Genomic DNA, 14,885 nt, shown 5'->3' on the forward strand with positions numbered 1-14,885 from the left:
TCACGGGGGCTTTTTTTCACCGTTTTTCTGGCAATGACGTCTGGGCTGGCCCTGCCCAATGAACACCCTCTGTTCCTGTAGCCAGCCTGCTTTCAGGCTTCTTTCATTCTGGCGGAATGAAGGTACAGACGTCATTGCCAGAAACCGGAACCAGAGAGAGACAAACCATGCAATCCACCCAGGAACAGGTCAGCCATCTCTTGTGGTGCATTCTCGTAGCCTTACGTACGGCAGTCGAAAACCATCACATAACCTCAGAGCGTGGCAAACGTAGATTCATCACAGAATGGCTAAGCGGAGCACGAAGAATACCAACATTCAAAGGGATGGGTAGCGAGTTTATGACTATCCGGCAGTTGCTCGAAACCGAACGAAATCGTCCCATTGATGACGTCCTGACTGCGCTCTGGACCAACGCTGTTTCAACCGGGAACTGTGATCTGTTTCGTTTTCGGGCAGTCCTTAATTCACTTCTCGGCCTTGGCTGGAAGCACTGCCTTTGCCCCTGGCCTGAGCAGGTTGTAACTGAAATCATGGAACGCCAGCGAAATCGTAAGAACCACATCCTACAGTTCACCCGTATGGAAGAAGCATTTACCGCGACAGGCTCAATGACTTCCCCCGTCACGCTTCAACTCCTCCTGAAAAAAAATGAAGATGATGAGGTAGAAAAGTCTTTCTATCTCGATCGTTTCTCTGTTGTCCGTGGCCGCGATATCTCACTACCCAAAGCCACTCTTCGAACACTCTATATCGGACATCACACACTGCCGGAGTCAGCATGGGGTGCCCGTGAAGGTGTCCGCTACGGGGATGTATGGCGCCCTGACCTTCATTAATCTTTTTGCCGAGGCTTAATCATGAAAACGCATAAATTGGGCGTCCCGATTCGTCACATCCAGCTCTCTTTCATATCTGTATTTCACTAACAACTAACTCCGGAGTAAAAACATGAAACGTATTACCCTTGCCGTATTGCCGCTTATTCTGAGCGCCTGCTCGTCCTCACAGCCCGATCAGCGTATTGACATAACTCACGGCAAATCAGCCTCTGTACAAAAAGTGGTTTCTCTCAGGATGGATGCGCCGCTCAGCCAACCTGTTACTTTCGACAACTCAGACAGTGTCCGCTATGTAAATTCGGTCACTACTGAAGATGGGAAAATCGTCAGTAAGGAGTACCGCACTCTCTCTTATGGGACCACGGTCAGGGCTGTCGTCAGCGATGCAGGGGATGACAAACAACTCGTTTCACTGGCGGTACGACACGCCTGCCATCCCGAATTATCAAAACTCCCAGCTGGCTCAGCCGAGGAAGGTATATCCCTGCCCTCGCAAAATTACATAACTCAACAGCAAAAAATTCTGATAGCGCGCGGAGACGATGTTCTGATCAGCGGTACCGGTTTTGACGCGAACTGTGCTTTTCCACGTATTACCGTTCACCCCACCGAATAACCCCCGGGGATCATCATGAAAAAACTTGCCCTGCCCCTGTTAATACCGTCGCTGTTAAGCAGTTGCGCGGGATTTAATAACAGTAACATTGCTCCTGACACACCTGCGCTCGTGTTTGTCGACGGCCAGATCAGCGATAGTGCCGATATCATTACACAGACACAGCGGCGAATTGCGCCTCCGGCGGCCACTCTCGTTCCCGTACGCCAGCCGACACCCGTAGCGGTAACATCTCAGACCACCCCGCTGCCGCAACCAACAATGATGGCCTCCTCTGCAAAACAAGCCAGCTCAGTGAACCCCATCATGAATCCGGCGCTGCCGGCACTCACGTTTACAGGCACACCAGGTCCCGTTGCCGTTCTGTCATTATCACCTGTGCGTAACCTCACTTTCGAACAGTGGGTCAGGCGCATCATTCCGACTGGCTGGACACTAAACTATGAGAATGCCCTGCGACCTGTACTGAATACTCGTATCGTCTCGGTCGATACCAATGACCAGTGGACCAGGGTGCTCAACCGTCTGCTGACAGAGCAATCCATCCAGGGTCAGCTGGACTGGGATCGTCATGCCGTCACATTGCAGCGAAAGGGGCAAACCGCTCAGATGACCGTCCCTGCACTGTCCACTGGAAACCTCCCTGCTCCGCCACAGGCTTCTGGCGCGCCGAGAAATCCGTTCAGCGGACCTGATGTGACCCAACCCATACCGCCGGCAGCGGTTAAAACCAGCACATCCTCTGTAACAACAAAATCGGTGAAGGCACCAACAGCGGTAGTTAAAGCACAACCAGCCACCGGGGAACCAGTCGCACCTGTGGTTCAGGGTAAATCCTGGCTGGCGCCATCGGGAACGACTCTTCGGGAAATGTTGATGAAATGGGCGCAGGATACCCGCTGTGAATCAGGCGCATCATCGCACTGGACGGTTATCTGGCCAGTATCCGTGACGGATTATCGGCTTGACGCACCACTGACCTTCCGCGGCTCATTTGAAACCATGCTCGGTCAGATGTTCGACCTTTACCGTTCAGCACAGAAACCGCTTTATGCTGAAGCTTCCCGCATGCAGTGCGTGGTATCTGTCACAGACACTCCGGCAGGTCGGTGATGGGCTGGGTCATACTGGCAATCAGCATGATATTTTTCCTGATTGTCGGTGATATAGATTCGCAACAAAATCAGACCAGCCGGACTGCAATACAGACGCAGAGCGGCCAGCTTTATGCCTCCCAGATCCTGACCATCTCCAACCGCGTTAACGACTGGCGTTACAAAACTGGCCAAACGAACGGCACAGTTCCAGTTGACCAACTGGGTCTTCCCTTTACTCCTGACGCTCGAATCCAGTACCGGTTACTTCAGAGTAGATTGTGGATCTGGATGCCGGAACAAGCTGGACTCGTTGATGCCTTACGGGCACAGAGTCGCGGTTCGGCACTCATCGGCACCATGAGAAGCGGCCAGTTGATCTGGCTTTCCGGTCTGGCCACCGGGCTCACGGCTCCACAGGGCGTTCCTGAAGGCGCTGTGGTTTACCTCAACTAATCCGGATTTCCCCCATGAAGAAAACCCTTTTGCGGCGCCTGCTGATGGCGTCCTGCTTTGCCATGCTCGCAGGTTGTACCTTCTCTGAAATCAACAAAATGCAGACTAAGGCACAATCTGACGCCACGGTAGCCCGCGCACAGGCACAGCTCCCGCGAACACAACATCAACAACCACTGACCTGGACGGAGCGTCAGTGGATTAATCCGAGTCCTATCCCGGTCGCCGTTCGTGAACGGAACCACCAGGCTCCGTCATGTAATATCACCCAGGCAAAAAATACAATTACGCTACAGGAACTGGCACAACGCATCACCGCGCTGTGTGGAACCCCCGTTATTTTTACTCCTGACGCCCTTGATATCAGCCAGAGCAGCGTCAGTACCGGCGTCACACGCCAGATGAGTGGCACACTACCACCACCTGATGACAGCGGTCGGACGCCATTGGCCAGTCTGGGAGGCGTAAATTCTTTGCCGACTGGAGGAACCAGCCAGCCCCTGAACCTTACCGGACTGATGTGGCAGGGAGACCTGGGCGGGCTTCTGGATCTGATGGCCAGCCGTAGCGGTCTCTACTGGCGAATGGATAATGGAACTATCGTGTTCTATCTGATGGAAACCCGGACCTATTCACTGGCCATGCTGAACACTAAAACGTCCAGCACGTCGAGCGTCAGCTCAGGGACGACCAGCAGTATGGGAGCCACCAGTGGCACAGATAACTCCGCCTCCGGCGAATCCACAACCTCCCAGAGTACAACCACGGGGCAGGAATATGATTTGTATGCTGATCTGCGAAAAGCTGTGGAGTCGATGCTAACCCCGAACAAAGGTCGCTACTGGCTGTCCTCCTCCAGCTCATCACTGATTGTGACAGACACGCCGTCAGTACAGGCCGCTGTGGCCCGTTATGTGAAGGAGCAAAATCTCATCATGAACAGGCAGGTAGCACTGAATGTTGAAGTCCTGAGCGTCGGCAACTCACGAAACGAAGATTTCCGGATTGACTGGAACCTGGTGTACAAGTCACTGCACTCTGCTGGCGCCACGCTTAACAACGCGACAGGGGATCTCACTGGTGGTATTTCTGCCGGCGCGTCCATTCTTGATACCGCTACTGGCAATGCCGCGAAGTTTGCTGGCTCCAGCCTTCTGCTGAAAGCATTGTCAGAACAGGGCGATGTCAGCGTCGTCACTTCTCAGTCCAGTACCGTGACTAACCTGACGCCCGTGCCTATTCAGATGGCAGATCAGACGGTCTATGTAGCGCAGTCGGCTACAACAACAACCACCGATGTCGGCGCCACCACAACGCTGACGCCTGGGATGATCACCACCGGTTTCAACATGACCCTGTTACCGTTGATTCAGGAAACAGGCAACGTTCAGCTACAGGTAAACTTCAACCTGTCAGATCCACCGACCATCCGTAACTTCACGTCAAAAGACGGGAACTCTTACATCGAGATGCCATATACCAAACTGCGCTCTCTGAGCCAGAAGGCAAATCTCCGGGCCGGGCAATCGCTGATCCTCACTGGTTTTGATCAGAACAATACCTCCGTCAATAAATCCGGTACCTTCACGCCAGGGAACCCGCTCCTGGGCGGAAGTCAGTCAGGTAAAAACGAACGGACCACCCTGGTCATCGTGATCACACCGACATTCCCGCAAAGTTCCGGAGGCTGAAATGAAGGATGAGGATTACCTGTTTACAATCCGGGATGGAAAATCCCGCAGTCGTTACTGGCTGGCGGGGATGGACTGGGCGCCAACGGAAAGACAGAAATTTCGGCTGCCGCCATTTCAACTAATAAAATCACGTTCCGGAAGAACAGACGGCATCGGCGTCCACACCTCAACAGGACAGTTCAATAAACGGGACAGAGGGCAATCAGTCGCAGGGAGTGGCAGATTGCCCGTCCGTCATCGCCGTCACCAGCTCTTTTCGCTGGCGCTCGCGTTCTGTGCCAGAACACGAAATGGATACGGCATTTATCGGTTGAGTAGTACCGACTTCGTGTTTCTGGCCAGTATTAATGGTGTGCCTGCCGTCACTGCCGATAAAACAGGGAGTGCGGACAAAATGCAGGGGCTGCTGACACTGTTCCTGAGCATGAACGAACCGCCCCCAGAAGGCTGGGACTGTCTGGCATCAGTGGAAACCCCCCTTGATGCTAACAGTCTCTTTGCCGGACTATCTGCACGCAGGCGACAGCAATGCCGTGTGCATGTAGATGGGCTCCGGAGACAGCGCTGGTTACTGGCTTGCACGATACTGCTGCTCGGCTCAGGCGCCATTGCCTGGTGGCAGACGGCCACACCACCGGAGGAACCGGTACTCACCGCTGAAGAAATACAGGCCAGGGCGCGCGCAATGTTCGCCAGTGAGGCAAAACCTAAGGTTTTGCCTCATCCCTGGGCACGCGAGGTAACAGCCCAGGCTCTGATCGAGGATTGTCAGAGAAAGACCGATCCGGCGCTACATGTACTGGGGAGCTGGAAACTGGCATCCGGGACCTGCTCTCCTGACGGGATAACCCTTTTGTACCAGATTATGCCCGGTGGCACAGTCGAGGGGTTTCTCGCTCGCAGTCAGGAGGTCTTCGGCGTCACGCCAGTATTCAATCTTAAGGAGGGGGGACGGGAAGCCCGAATTTCATTACCGCCCCCGGACAAACCACTCAGAGATGAAGCAGTGCCTGACAGTTCATTGCAGCTCATCCGCATCCTCTCCTGGTTCCAGCGTCAGCAAATCACACTCAACATCACCGATGTAGCAATGCCTCCAGTCCTACCGGGGTCGAACGGAGAACCGCCTCCAGTGCAGGACTGGCAGGAATACGCGTTTAGTTTTTCCGCGCCCCTCCCCGCCATCATCTTATTCGACGGTCTGGATGAAACAGGTATCCGACTTACCCGTTTAACATTCGAGCTAAACGGTAGTGCGTTCAGCTATACCACAGAAGGTAAAATTTATGCGTCAGCAAAGTAAACATCTTCGGCAGGCGACATTCTGGCTCCTGCTGCCAATATTCGGGTCTTTACCCGTTCAGGCCTCTCAGTCCACGAACCAGCAGGTATCACAGCCAGCAGGGAACCTGACACCTGGTGTGACAAAGGGACAGCTTGAACAGCTGCATATCCGAAACGTCATTCTCCAGGCAGAAGTTCAGGGCGCGCAACTGCAGCGCCAGCTTGAGGAAAATCAATCCAGCGTCGGCACTCCTGCCGCCGCTCTTCCCGGTGCCCCCTTCGGCGATACTTCCCTACCCGGTCAGCCTGCACGCCCGGTTACCGTGAATAATCGCCCTGTCGTTCTAGAGATTAACGGCCGCGATAAAAACCTCCGCGCCACACTGCAACTTCAATCAGGACAGTCATTGGTTGTATCGCCGGGAAGCCGTATTCCTGGGATGGAGAGCACAGTCAAGAGCATTACGCTAGCCGGCGTCACACTCAGCGATGGCACACTGCTTGCCTTTGGGGACTAACCATGAGCGCTATTACTGAAGAATCTCTTCTGCTGATTGATGACGGTGACAGGAAAGAAATCCTCATTGATACCAACCAGCGAGGCGACCCAGCTGTACAGGCCGCGCTGATGGACTTGATGAACAAACATCCGGGGATCAAACATCGGTTTGTCACTCTCTCAGACTTACGAGAGGCGAGGAAAAAGCAGGAAGCTCAACCTCAGGCCAGCGATAAGACAGGATTAACTCTGGCAGACCTGGATGGAGACAGCAGCCAAAGTGAGCAACGGATCCTGAACTATTTTTCAGTGGCCAAAAAGCTCGGTTCCTCAGATATTCACTTTCTGATTTCAGATTCACTCTTCCAGGTCAAAATGCGTGTCCACGGCTATTTACATGTGGTGGATGAACGTCGGCCAGAGGAAGGTATATCCCTCTGTGCTACCTGTATTCTCTCGATGTCGGATGTGTCAGAAACCAGTTTCTACCCACACCGGGAACAGGATGCACGACTCTCCCCGGCCATGATGCGGAAAATAGGTCTGTTTGGTGCCCGCTACAGTCACCGTCCAACTGGCGATGGGCTGATTGCGGTTATGCGACTTATTCCGGATGACGGTAACAACGTACCTGACTTCCTGCAACTGGGTTATCTACCCGAACAAATCAAGCTGCTTAAACGCATGATTGACCGACCAGAAGGGAAGATCATCCTCTCGGGGCCAACTGGTTCCGGTAAATCCACCACGCTCCGTACCGCCTGCCGTGTATATCTGGATACCAACCCCGGGCAACACCTTCTGACCATCGAAGACCCACTTGAGGGGCAGGTCGTAGGAGCTGTTCAGACGCCAATCATCTGCGACAAATCAGATGAGGAAGCAGTACGTATCGCCTGGGGAAAAGCTATCTCGTCAGCGCTTCGACTGGATCCGGACGCCATTATGGAGGGTGAAATGCGTGACCTTGTCTCGATGCTGGCCACCATATATGCCGCTCAGACCGGACACCTGGTGATGACCACCCTGCACACAAACTCAGCACTCGGAATTCCGGAGCGTATGGTTACGCTCGGCGTTAACGAAAATCTGCTGTGTGATGCCCAGCTTTTAATCGGGCTTATAAGTCAGCGCCTGGTTCCCACGCTATGTCCAGAATGTCGTATATCCTGGCAGGATAAGGTCAACACCTTAAGTGAGGAGGAAAAGGACTGGCTGGAGAAATACTGCAATATTGAAGGCATCTGTTCGACCGACAGGCTCTATTTTCATAACCCGGTCGGGTGTGAAGCGTGCACACAGGTGGTGGAGATCAACGGCCAGGTGCGTGGCAAAGTCGGTCAGGGTATCAGGGGACGTACTGTCATTGCCGAGGTTATCGAGACCAATAACCGTCTTTTTAAGCTGCTGAAAACTGACGGCAAGGTCGCTGCCCGCCAGTTCTGGATAAACAACATGCAGGGGATCAGCCGTGTCCGGCACGTCCTTCATAAAATCAACGACGGACTGGTCGACCCGCTGATGGCCAACCGGATCATTCCACTCGATGAAGATGAACGTCTGGAGGTGGATGATGCGTGAAATGCACTTCCTGAAAAGACTCAGATATACCCTGGTTCGTAAGACGTTCAGCGGTCAGTATCGTGTTCAGTTCTATGATGCGCTGCGGTTTCTGATTGAAAACCGGCAGAAACTAAAGCCTTCACTGGAAAAAATGCGCAACGCCTGGACGAACTTCGGCCAGAACTGGCATCCCTACGTTGAGCTGACAGACGACTGTATTGATGCGTTAAGGGAAAACAGCGGTGAAAAAACGCTTGAGCGTACACTCACCCGATGGCTACCTGCCGCAGAAGCATCCGTTATAAGCGCCGGCATACGAAGTGAGTCACTTCCACGCTCACTAAGATACGCCTGTGCCCTGACCCTCGCGGGTAAACGTATTCGTGCAGCTGTATGGCAGATGGCCATCTATCCGATTGGCTTTGCCATCATGTTGTCCAGCTCCATCTATGTACTGAATACAGAGCTACTTCCCACGCTGACAGAAATCAGCCCGCCAGAGAACTGGACCGGGGCGCTAGGATTTCTTTACGGGATTTCAGTGTATTTCAGTGAGTACGGAGTGATAACCGGCATCGCGGCCACAGCGTTAATTATCTGGACGGTCTGGTCACTCCCACGATGGCATCGCCCTGACAGGCTTCGTCGTGCATTCGACGGGCTGATGCCATGGTCGGTTTATAAGGATATTCAGGGCGCGACCTTCCTGTTGAACATCGGTGCACTGCTACAGTCCGGCGTAAGAACCAAAGACGCGCTGGAGATCCTGCTGGAAACCGCATCCCCCTGGCTTGCAGTCCGTATCGACGCAATTACCGAACACGTACGTGAAGGTAAACATTTCGGACTGGCCCTGAAGGACTGTGGTTACGATTTTCCGTCGCAGGAAGCGGCCAACTTCCTCTCCCTTCTTCAGGGTGATGGAGACGATGAAATCATCATTAACTACGGTCAACGCTGGCTTGAGCAAACCCTGGAGCGCGTAGCAAAACGTGCTGTCGTTGTCCGCGGATTCATGTTCCTGTCAATGATCATGATGCTTCTGCTTCTGGTCTTTGTCGTTATGGATATCAATGCCCTTAACAACTCGTCGGGCGCTTTTTAAATGAGGAAAAACCATGCAATTTAATTCTGAACCAACTTCTCAGCCATACAAACCAACTAATACGGTTACGCACCACCGCGGCTGGGGCTACCTGGAACAGGGCAGTATTGCTCTAATCGTACTGGTCGTCATCGGGCTCGTGCTTGCGGGCTACTTCGCGCTCAAAAATAACGTTAACGTGGGTAAGGAGTCGTCGAATATTCAGTCGCTCATAACAACCACACAAAACCTAATGAAAGGAGGCGACGGGTATACATTCACTTCCGGTGCCAAAATGATGGGCGCGCTTATCCAGATGAAAGTCCAGCCTAAAGGCATGACTGTACGTGGTACACCCTCTTCCGGGACTGCCACGCTTTATAATGGATGGGGTGGGGCCGTGACACTGTCACCTGTAACTGTATCCGGATTCTCAAATGGATTCTCTTTGACCTACGAAATGGTTCCTCAGGGTGCCTGCGTCTCGCTCGTCACACAACTCAGTCGCGCTAAAATTGCTGATGCGATCACCGTCAACTCCACGGCGCACAGTGATGGGGTTGTGACAACTGAAGAAGCCAGCGCGCAATGCACAGCTGACAATGGCAGCACAGGTACCAACAAGCTGATCTTCACGATGAACAGCTAAGGAGACAACATGCGGAGAGAACGCATTCTCTCCTGCCGCCTGGTAATGACGCTGCTCATTCTGTCCTTTTCCTCCGGCCCATTGATGGCCAGCACGAACTCCCCGCCTGCGACTTTTGATGCCTGCTTTAACAATGCCGGTGCCCGATACCAGATCGAGCCACTGCTGCTTAAGGCAGTGGCCAAAGGGGAGTCTTCGTTCCGTCCATGGGTCACAAACACCAACCGGGATAAAAAGGGTAATCCGGTCAGCACGGACTATGGGTTGATGCAGATTAACTCAACCCATGTTCCTAAGCTCGTCCGGATGGGTGTCATCCAGGGGGCAGAAGACCTGCTGAAGCGCCCCTGTCTGAACATTCAGATAGGGGCGTGGATCCTGGCCAGCCACTTTCAGGTATGTGGTGTGACCTGGAATTGCCTCGGGTCTTACAACGCTGGATTCCGTAAGGATCGGCACGAAACCCGTGAGCAATATGCCAACCGTATCTGGGGGTTCTATCTGGAGCTGAAAGGTCTTCGAGTCTGTCGACAGGTGAAAGGAAAGCGAATATGCGAACCATCATAGTTACGAGTCTGACGACAGCATGGAGTCTGCCGTTACTACTGGGGTTCGCACTCATTGGCAGAGTCCTGATGTGCCGCGTGCTCGAATTTCTGGAGGAGCACCCGATAAACGTTAAGGAACAGAAAACAACCTTGACGGCAGGGATTTGGCTCTTCGCTACTTTCAGTATGATCGCTGCCCTTGCACCGGTTCCTGTTGCTGATCGGGCAGCTGCCATAGTGATGATGGCCTTCCTTCTTCAGGCCGGGAGCACAGACGCAGTCAGCGGATATCTGCCACGAACCTTCACAGTACGGCTGTTACTTGGGGGATTGCTCTGGGGAGCAGCATCAGACGTTTCAGTTGAAAGTATATCTACACAACTGGCGGAGATCGCAGCAACAGTCAGTCTGATGGCACTACTGAGTGTCCTGGTAAACCGGGGCACTCAGCGTCTGGGTCAGGGGGATTTATGGCTGATAACTGGCCTGACTGCCTGGATGGGTGGGAAAGATGCTGCACTGGTCACTCTGTTTGGAGCAGCAGCCTTTGTTCTCTGGCTGCTAACCTGGCATGTATCGGGGAAGAAAGAGGGACCGCTGGGACCCTGGCTTTGTCTTAGCGGGAGTATTTTCCAGCTCACTCTTCTGTATCAACCTGTATGGATATCGATTCTATGAAAAAGCATGATCGTGGCTGGGCAAATCTTGATGTCGCTCTGTCGCTCCTGGTTGTGATGGCAATGGCCGTCTTTGGACTCACTAAATACAAGGACTGGCAACAGGAGAAAAACTGGCAGGTTGAAGCAGCCCATATCAGTACCTACGCAGCAGCTGCGCGTGGCTACGTCGGGCGAAACTATGCCACGCTGTTAAGTGCAACCAGCACTACCGCGCCGACAGTGATCACCACAGCCATGCTTAAAAATACCGGTTTTCTGCCGTCCGGTTTTACCGAAACAAACAGTCAGGGTCAGCGTATGAACACGTACCTGGTCAGAAACGGGCAAAACACGGAATTGTTGCAGGGAATGGTGGTATCAAGCGGTGGAAGTGTATATCCGGCCAAAGCATTGAGGCTGATATCGAGGGACATCAAAACCGGATTCGGAGGATACATCGATGACGGTAAAACTGCCACCGGTGCCTTGCGGACTTGGAAAATCCCGCTGAGTAGCTACGGAGCTACTTCCGGAAATGGGCATATCGTCGTGCTCCTCTCAACAGATGAGTTATCTGGTGCACAGGAGGATAACGACAGGTTGTACCGTTTTCAGGTTAATGGCCGCCCCGACCTGAATAAAATGCACACAGCAATAGACATGGGGGGAAATAATCTGAACAGCGTCGGTACCATTAATGGTAAGACAGGAACATTCAGCGGAAATGTGAGTGGTTTAAACGGTATTTTTTCCCAGAATATTACCGCGGGAGCACAGGTAAAAGGATCTACAGTCCGTGCTGACAGTGACATCAGCGCCGGACGCAATATTACGGCAACAAACGAGGTCTCTGGTGCCACAGTGAAAGCAACAGGCAACCTTTCAGCTGGCGGTGTTTTGCAACTGGGTCAGGTAAACGTTGCAGGTATAGCCTGTTATCCGAATGGGCTGATAAGCCGTGATGCCAGTGGTGGCGTACTTTCCTGTCAATCCGGTGTGTGGAAGGGTACAGGCATAACCGAGGGTAATTACACTGTTCTCGGGACGTTTAAAGGTTCTTACTCCGGTACGAATAATACAGGAAAGCAATATCGCCTGTACGTAACAGGCGGCAATCCACCTAGCAAAAAAATCAACTATGGAGATGCTGATAACTGCGTTAATACATACTCGCTCGTCGCTGAAGTTGGGGGGCTGTACGTTGCAAGAGATTTAAATGGCAACTCTCAGTGGCAAAAATCAGGGACAGTGAACTTTGAAGTCCCAGATGGGTCTTCATTCTCTATTGTCTCAAATGGAATGATGTCTTACGGCTGTGACTACGGATCGTTCACTGTCTTTCGTTTCCAATAACCTTGACAGTCTGATATGAGAAATGTGCTGGTTGTGTAACATGTTGCAGATTATTTACCTGTACTCTGTCGTCTTAGCTTACCAACAGTCAAATTCCACAACTCTGAATGTTAGTGGGATTTAGCGATAAATAACGGCAGTTAAGCAGCCTTTTGATTAGTGGTAGGTGACGAGATTGAAACTCCCAGGTGAGCATCCGTAAGAGGGTAAGGGGTTTGACGTTACACTAAACGTCGATCCCGCTGGGATAATGAAGTTTATAGTTCCGGATTTACTCCAATCTGAGTTAGCGGTACCAGCCGATGTAATGATACGTCCGTCAACCATACCTTTAAGATCCCATGTATTACGGCAATTGTCACCGTCTTTAATTCCTCTATCTATAGTGGAAACGCCGCCGGAAGCGTAAACCGTCATCGGGCGGCCAGTATCGTTAACCGATGTGTAAGTGGAAACAAATGCACCTAGCGAAGAGTAACTACCGTTATAAATTGAGCCGGAAATCCACACACCGGATTGACAGTCAGATTGACCCCTTAGTTTGTGGCACATATTGCAAACACAGTAAGGTTCTCTCTTGGACAGGCAGCGGCCCAACCATTTCCATTTGGATTAGACCATTTCAGCCTTTCTGAACTTCCGGGGTTACATTGTGCACCTCCACCGGTCAGTATCTCGTCACTAGCACAGCTAACTGTTATTGATTCATACCCTGAATTAATCCTTGTAATGGATTTGATATAAATGCCTTTCCACGAACCGGATTGACAGTGTTATTGCATTTTTCGCACAAGGCTTTATTTTCTTCGCCTTTTGGGAGTAATGATGTCTTCTGTTGCGCGTATTAGAAAAATGTCTCTCAGTCGGGGCCTCGATAAGTATTACGAGTCGGTATCAGTTCACAAAAAGGGACATCTTCAGGAATTTTACCGGGTCAACGTCATTAAGCGTCACCCACTGGCTAACCGGAACATGGATGAGATCACCACAGTTGATATTGCAGCCTACCGTGATGAAAGGCTGATGCAGTTCAACCCAAGGACTGGGAACCCTATCACTGGCAATACAGTAAGGCTTGAACTGGCGCTTTTATCATCTCTATTCGGGATCGCTCGCGTGGAATGGGGAACCTGTCGAAGCAACCCAGTCGAACTGGTACGTAAACCTAAAGTATCCAAAGGTCGTGATCGCCGCCTGACATCCAGTGAAGAGCGCAGACTGTCCCGTTATTTCCGGGAACGAAACTTAATGCTGTATATAATTTTTCATCTCGCGCTTGAGACTGCCATGCGGCAGGGTGAAATCCTTAACCTGCAATGGGAATACATCGACCTGCAGCACGGCGTAGCACATCTGCCCGATACCAAGAATGGCTCATCACGAGATGTTCCTCTCTCACGTAAGGCTCGTAACCTGCTTCAGATGATGCCGGCCCAGCTAAAAGGTAAGTTGTTTTCCTATACGTCATCCGGTTTCAAAAGCGCCTGGCGGAATGCCCTCAAGGAACTCTCTATCGAGAATCTGCATTTTCATGATCTACGGCACGAGGCCATCAGCCGTTTCTTCGAACTCGGTACGCTGAACGTTATGGAGGTCGCAGCTATATCAGGCCATCGCTCGATGAATATGCTAAAACGCTACACCCATCTGAGAGCTTACCAGCTGGTCAGCAAGCTGGACGCGCGACGGCGGCAGACTCAAAAGATCGCCCCCTACTTCGTGCCCTATCCTGCCCAGGTCGAGCAGGAGAGCGAAGAATCAGGTGACATCAAGGTAATGCTATGCGATTTCGAAAATCTGACAGTATCAGCGCCGACTCGCGAACTTGCTTTGGCCCGCGCCAGCGAACTGCTACTGCGGACACTGGCTCTTGCAGCCCAGCGCGGCGAACGAGTCCCCGCGCCGGGAGAGCTTCCTGTCAGGACAAACAATCACATCATGATATGTCCGCTTAACCCCGACCTGGCACTGTCGGCCCTGGTATAACTTTTCTTCTGGAGGGGCTGTGTTTCTGATTTTCCTTTCAGCAGTACCACTAACGCTACTGCTGTATTGCCCGATAATGACAATCGTCAGTGCCGTGACGCCCTGGAAAGGGTTCCGAACGGCCTTGGTTCGACATCGTAAGAAGCATTACACAACCCTGCATCTGTCGACATTTGACCGGGTTGGCCATCTTAATCTCCGACGCGCGGCACGCTTTCACCGCAGCTTTCTGGCCACGTTGCATCTGGCGCTACAAAGAGACAGCACGCCGGTGTACTTCACATCCCATCTGATGCGACCGGCACACCTGAAAAGCATGACTATCCTGATGTCAAAAATGGGGGAAACGCACCGCTGGCGCTGCACCACAGTCACGATACCTCCAGCCATCAGAAACGGGATACGGCTGCAAACATTTTTACAGGAATGGCGCTGGATAACCGTACCTGAAACCGGCGTGCTTGTACTTATTCGGCCGCGCCGGAAAGCGCGCTAAAAAAGCAAATACACAAACGTAATTAAAACGAACACGCAAACGCAGTCGATCTACACGATCGA

15 protein-coding genes are annotated in these 14,885 nt (G+C 52.3%); all 15 read left to right on the forward strand.

Features of this window, described 5'->3' with window-relative positions:
- The first annotated feature begins 167 nt into the window (after positions 1-167).
- Positions 168-839 carry a hypothetical protein gene (locus HV355_RS22280; RefSeq protein ID WP_045347674.1) on the forward strand — a complete coding sequence of 224 codons (672 nt, stop codon included), beginning with the start codon at positions 168-170 and terminating at the stop codon, positions 837-839.
- A 112-nt stretch (positions 840-951) separates the two neighbouring features.
- Positions 952-1,458 carry a hypothetical protein gene (locus HV355_RS22285; protein ID WP_059291121.1) on the forward strand — a complete coding sequence of 169 codons (507 nt, stop codon included), beginning with the start codon at positions 952-954 and terminating at the stop codon, positions 1,456-1,458.
- A 15-nt stretch (positions 1,459-1,473) separates the two neighbouring features.
- Positions 1,474-2,571: a toxin co-regulated pilus biosynthesis Q family protein gene (locus HV355_RS22290; protein ID WP_059291122.1), complete on the forward strand. Its 1,098-nt coding sequence runs from the start codon at positions 1,474-1,476 to the stop codon at positions 2,569-2,571.
- The gene (gene pilM / locus HV355_RS22295) at positions 2,571-3,008 is read left to right on the forward strand and encodes a type IV pilus biogenesis protein PilM (protein ID WP_059291123.1); all 438 of its coding nucleotides are present in this window, start codon (positions 2,571-2,573) and stop codon (positions 3,006-3,008) included. Before HV355_RS22290 ends, pilM begins: the two co-directional genes overlap by 1 nt.
- A gap of 14 nt (positions 3,009-3,022) precedes the next feature.
- Complete coding sequence (locus HV355_RS22300; protein WP_182403510.1) at positions 3,023-4,699, forward strand: PilN family type IVB pilus formation outer membrane protein; 1,677 nt, start codon at positions 3,023-3,025, stop codon at positions 4,697-4,699.
- Position 4,700: 1 nt separating this feature from the next.
- Positions 4,701-6,005, forward strand: coding sequence for a type 4b pilus protein PilO2 (gene pilO2, locus HV355_RS22305; protein WP_182403512.1), 1,305 nt, complete (start codon positions 4,701-4,703; stop codon positions 6,003-6,005).
- Positions 5,989-6,504 carry a type IV pilus biogenesis protein PilP gene (pilP, locus tag HV355_RS22310; protein WP_080340793.1) on the forward strand — a complete coding sequence of 172 codons (516 nt, stop codon included), beginning with the start codon at positions 5,989-5,991 and terminating at the stop codon, positions 6,502-6,504. The genes pilO2 and pilP overlap by 17 nt, the downstream gene beginning before the upstream one ends.
- A gap of 2 nt (positions 6,505-6,506) precedes the next feature.
- Positions 6,507-8,066, forward strand: coding sequence for an ATPase, T2SS/T4P/T4SS family (locus HV355_RS22315; protein WP_059291126.1), 1,560 nt, complete (start codon positions 6,507-6,509; stop codon positions 8,064-8,066).
- Positions 8,059-9,153 (forward strand): type II secretion system F family protein, encoded by a 1,095-nt coding sequence (locus HV355_RS22320; protein WP_059291127.1) that lies wholly within the window; start codon positions 8,059-8,061, stop codon positions 9,151-9,153. Before HV355_RS22315 ends, HV355_RS22320 begins: the two co-directional genes overlap by 8 nt.
- 13 nt (positions 9,154-9,166) lie before the next feature.
- Complete coding sequence (locus tag HV355_RS22325; RefSeq protein ID WP_052696083.1) at positions 9,167-9,781, forward strand: type 4 pilus major pilin; 615 nt, start codon at positions 9,167-9,169, stop codon at positions 9,779-9,781.
- An 84-nt stretch (positions 9,782-9,865) separates the two neighbouring features.
- Complete coding sequence (locus HV355_RS22330; protein ID WP_045261878.1) at positions 9,866-10,348, forward strand: lytic transglycosylase domain-containing protein; 483 nt, start codon at positions 9,866-9,868, stop codon at positions 10,346-10,348.
- Positions 10,333-11,007 carry a prepilin peptidase gene (locus HV355_RS22335; RefSeq protein ID WP_049222124.1) on the forward strand — a complete coding sequence of 225 codons (675 nt, stop codon included), beginning with the start codon at positions 10,333-10,335 and terminating at the stop codon, positions 11,005-11,007. The genes HV355_RS22330 and HV355_RS22335 overlap by 16 nt, the downstream gene beginning before the upstream one ends.
- Complete coding sequence (gene pilV, locus HV355_RS22340) at positions 11,004-12,341, forward strand: shufflon system plasmid conjugative transfer pilus tip adhesin PilV (protein ID WP_182403514.1); 1,338 nt, start codon at positions 11,004-11,006, stop codon at positions 12,339-12,341. The genes HV355_RS22335 and pilV overlap by 4 nt, the downstream gene beginning before the upstream one ends.
- An 825-nt stretch (positions 12,342-13,166) precedes the next feature.
- A complete protein-coding gene (locus HV355_RS22345) occupies positions 13,167-14,327 on the forward strand; it encodes a site-specific integrase (RefSeq protein ID WP_059291130.1) in 1,161 nt (386 codons plus the stop codon).
- Between the two features lie 19 nt (positions 14,328-14,346).
- Complete coding sequence (locus HV355_RS22350) at positions 14,347-14,823, forward strand: hypothetical protein (RefSeq protein ID WP_133147681.1); 477 nt, start codon at positions 14,347-14,349, stop codon at positions 14,821-14,823.
- Positions 14,824-14,885 lie beyond the last annotated feature (62 nt).

The sequence above is a fragment of the Enterobacter sp. RHBSTW-01064 genome (assembly GCF_014103035.1).
In the GTDB taxonomy this organism is placed as follows: Bacteria; Pseudomonadota; Gammaproteobacteria; order Enterobacterales; family Enterobacteriaceae; genus Enterobacter; species Enterobacter mori.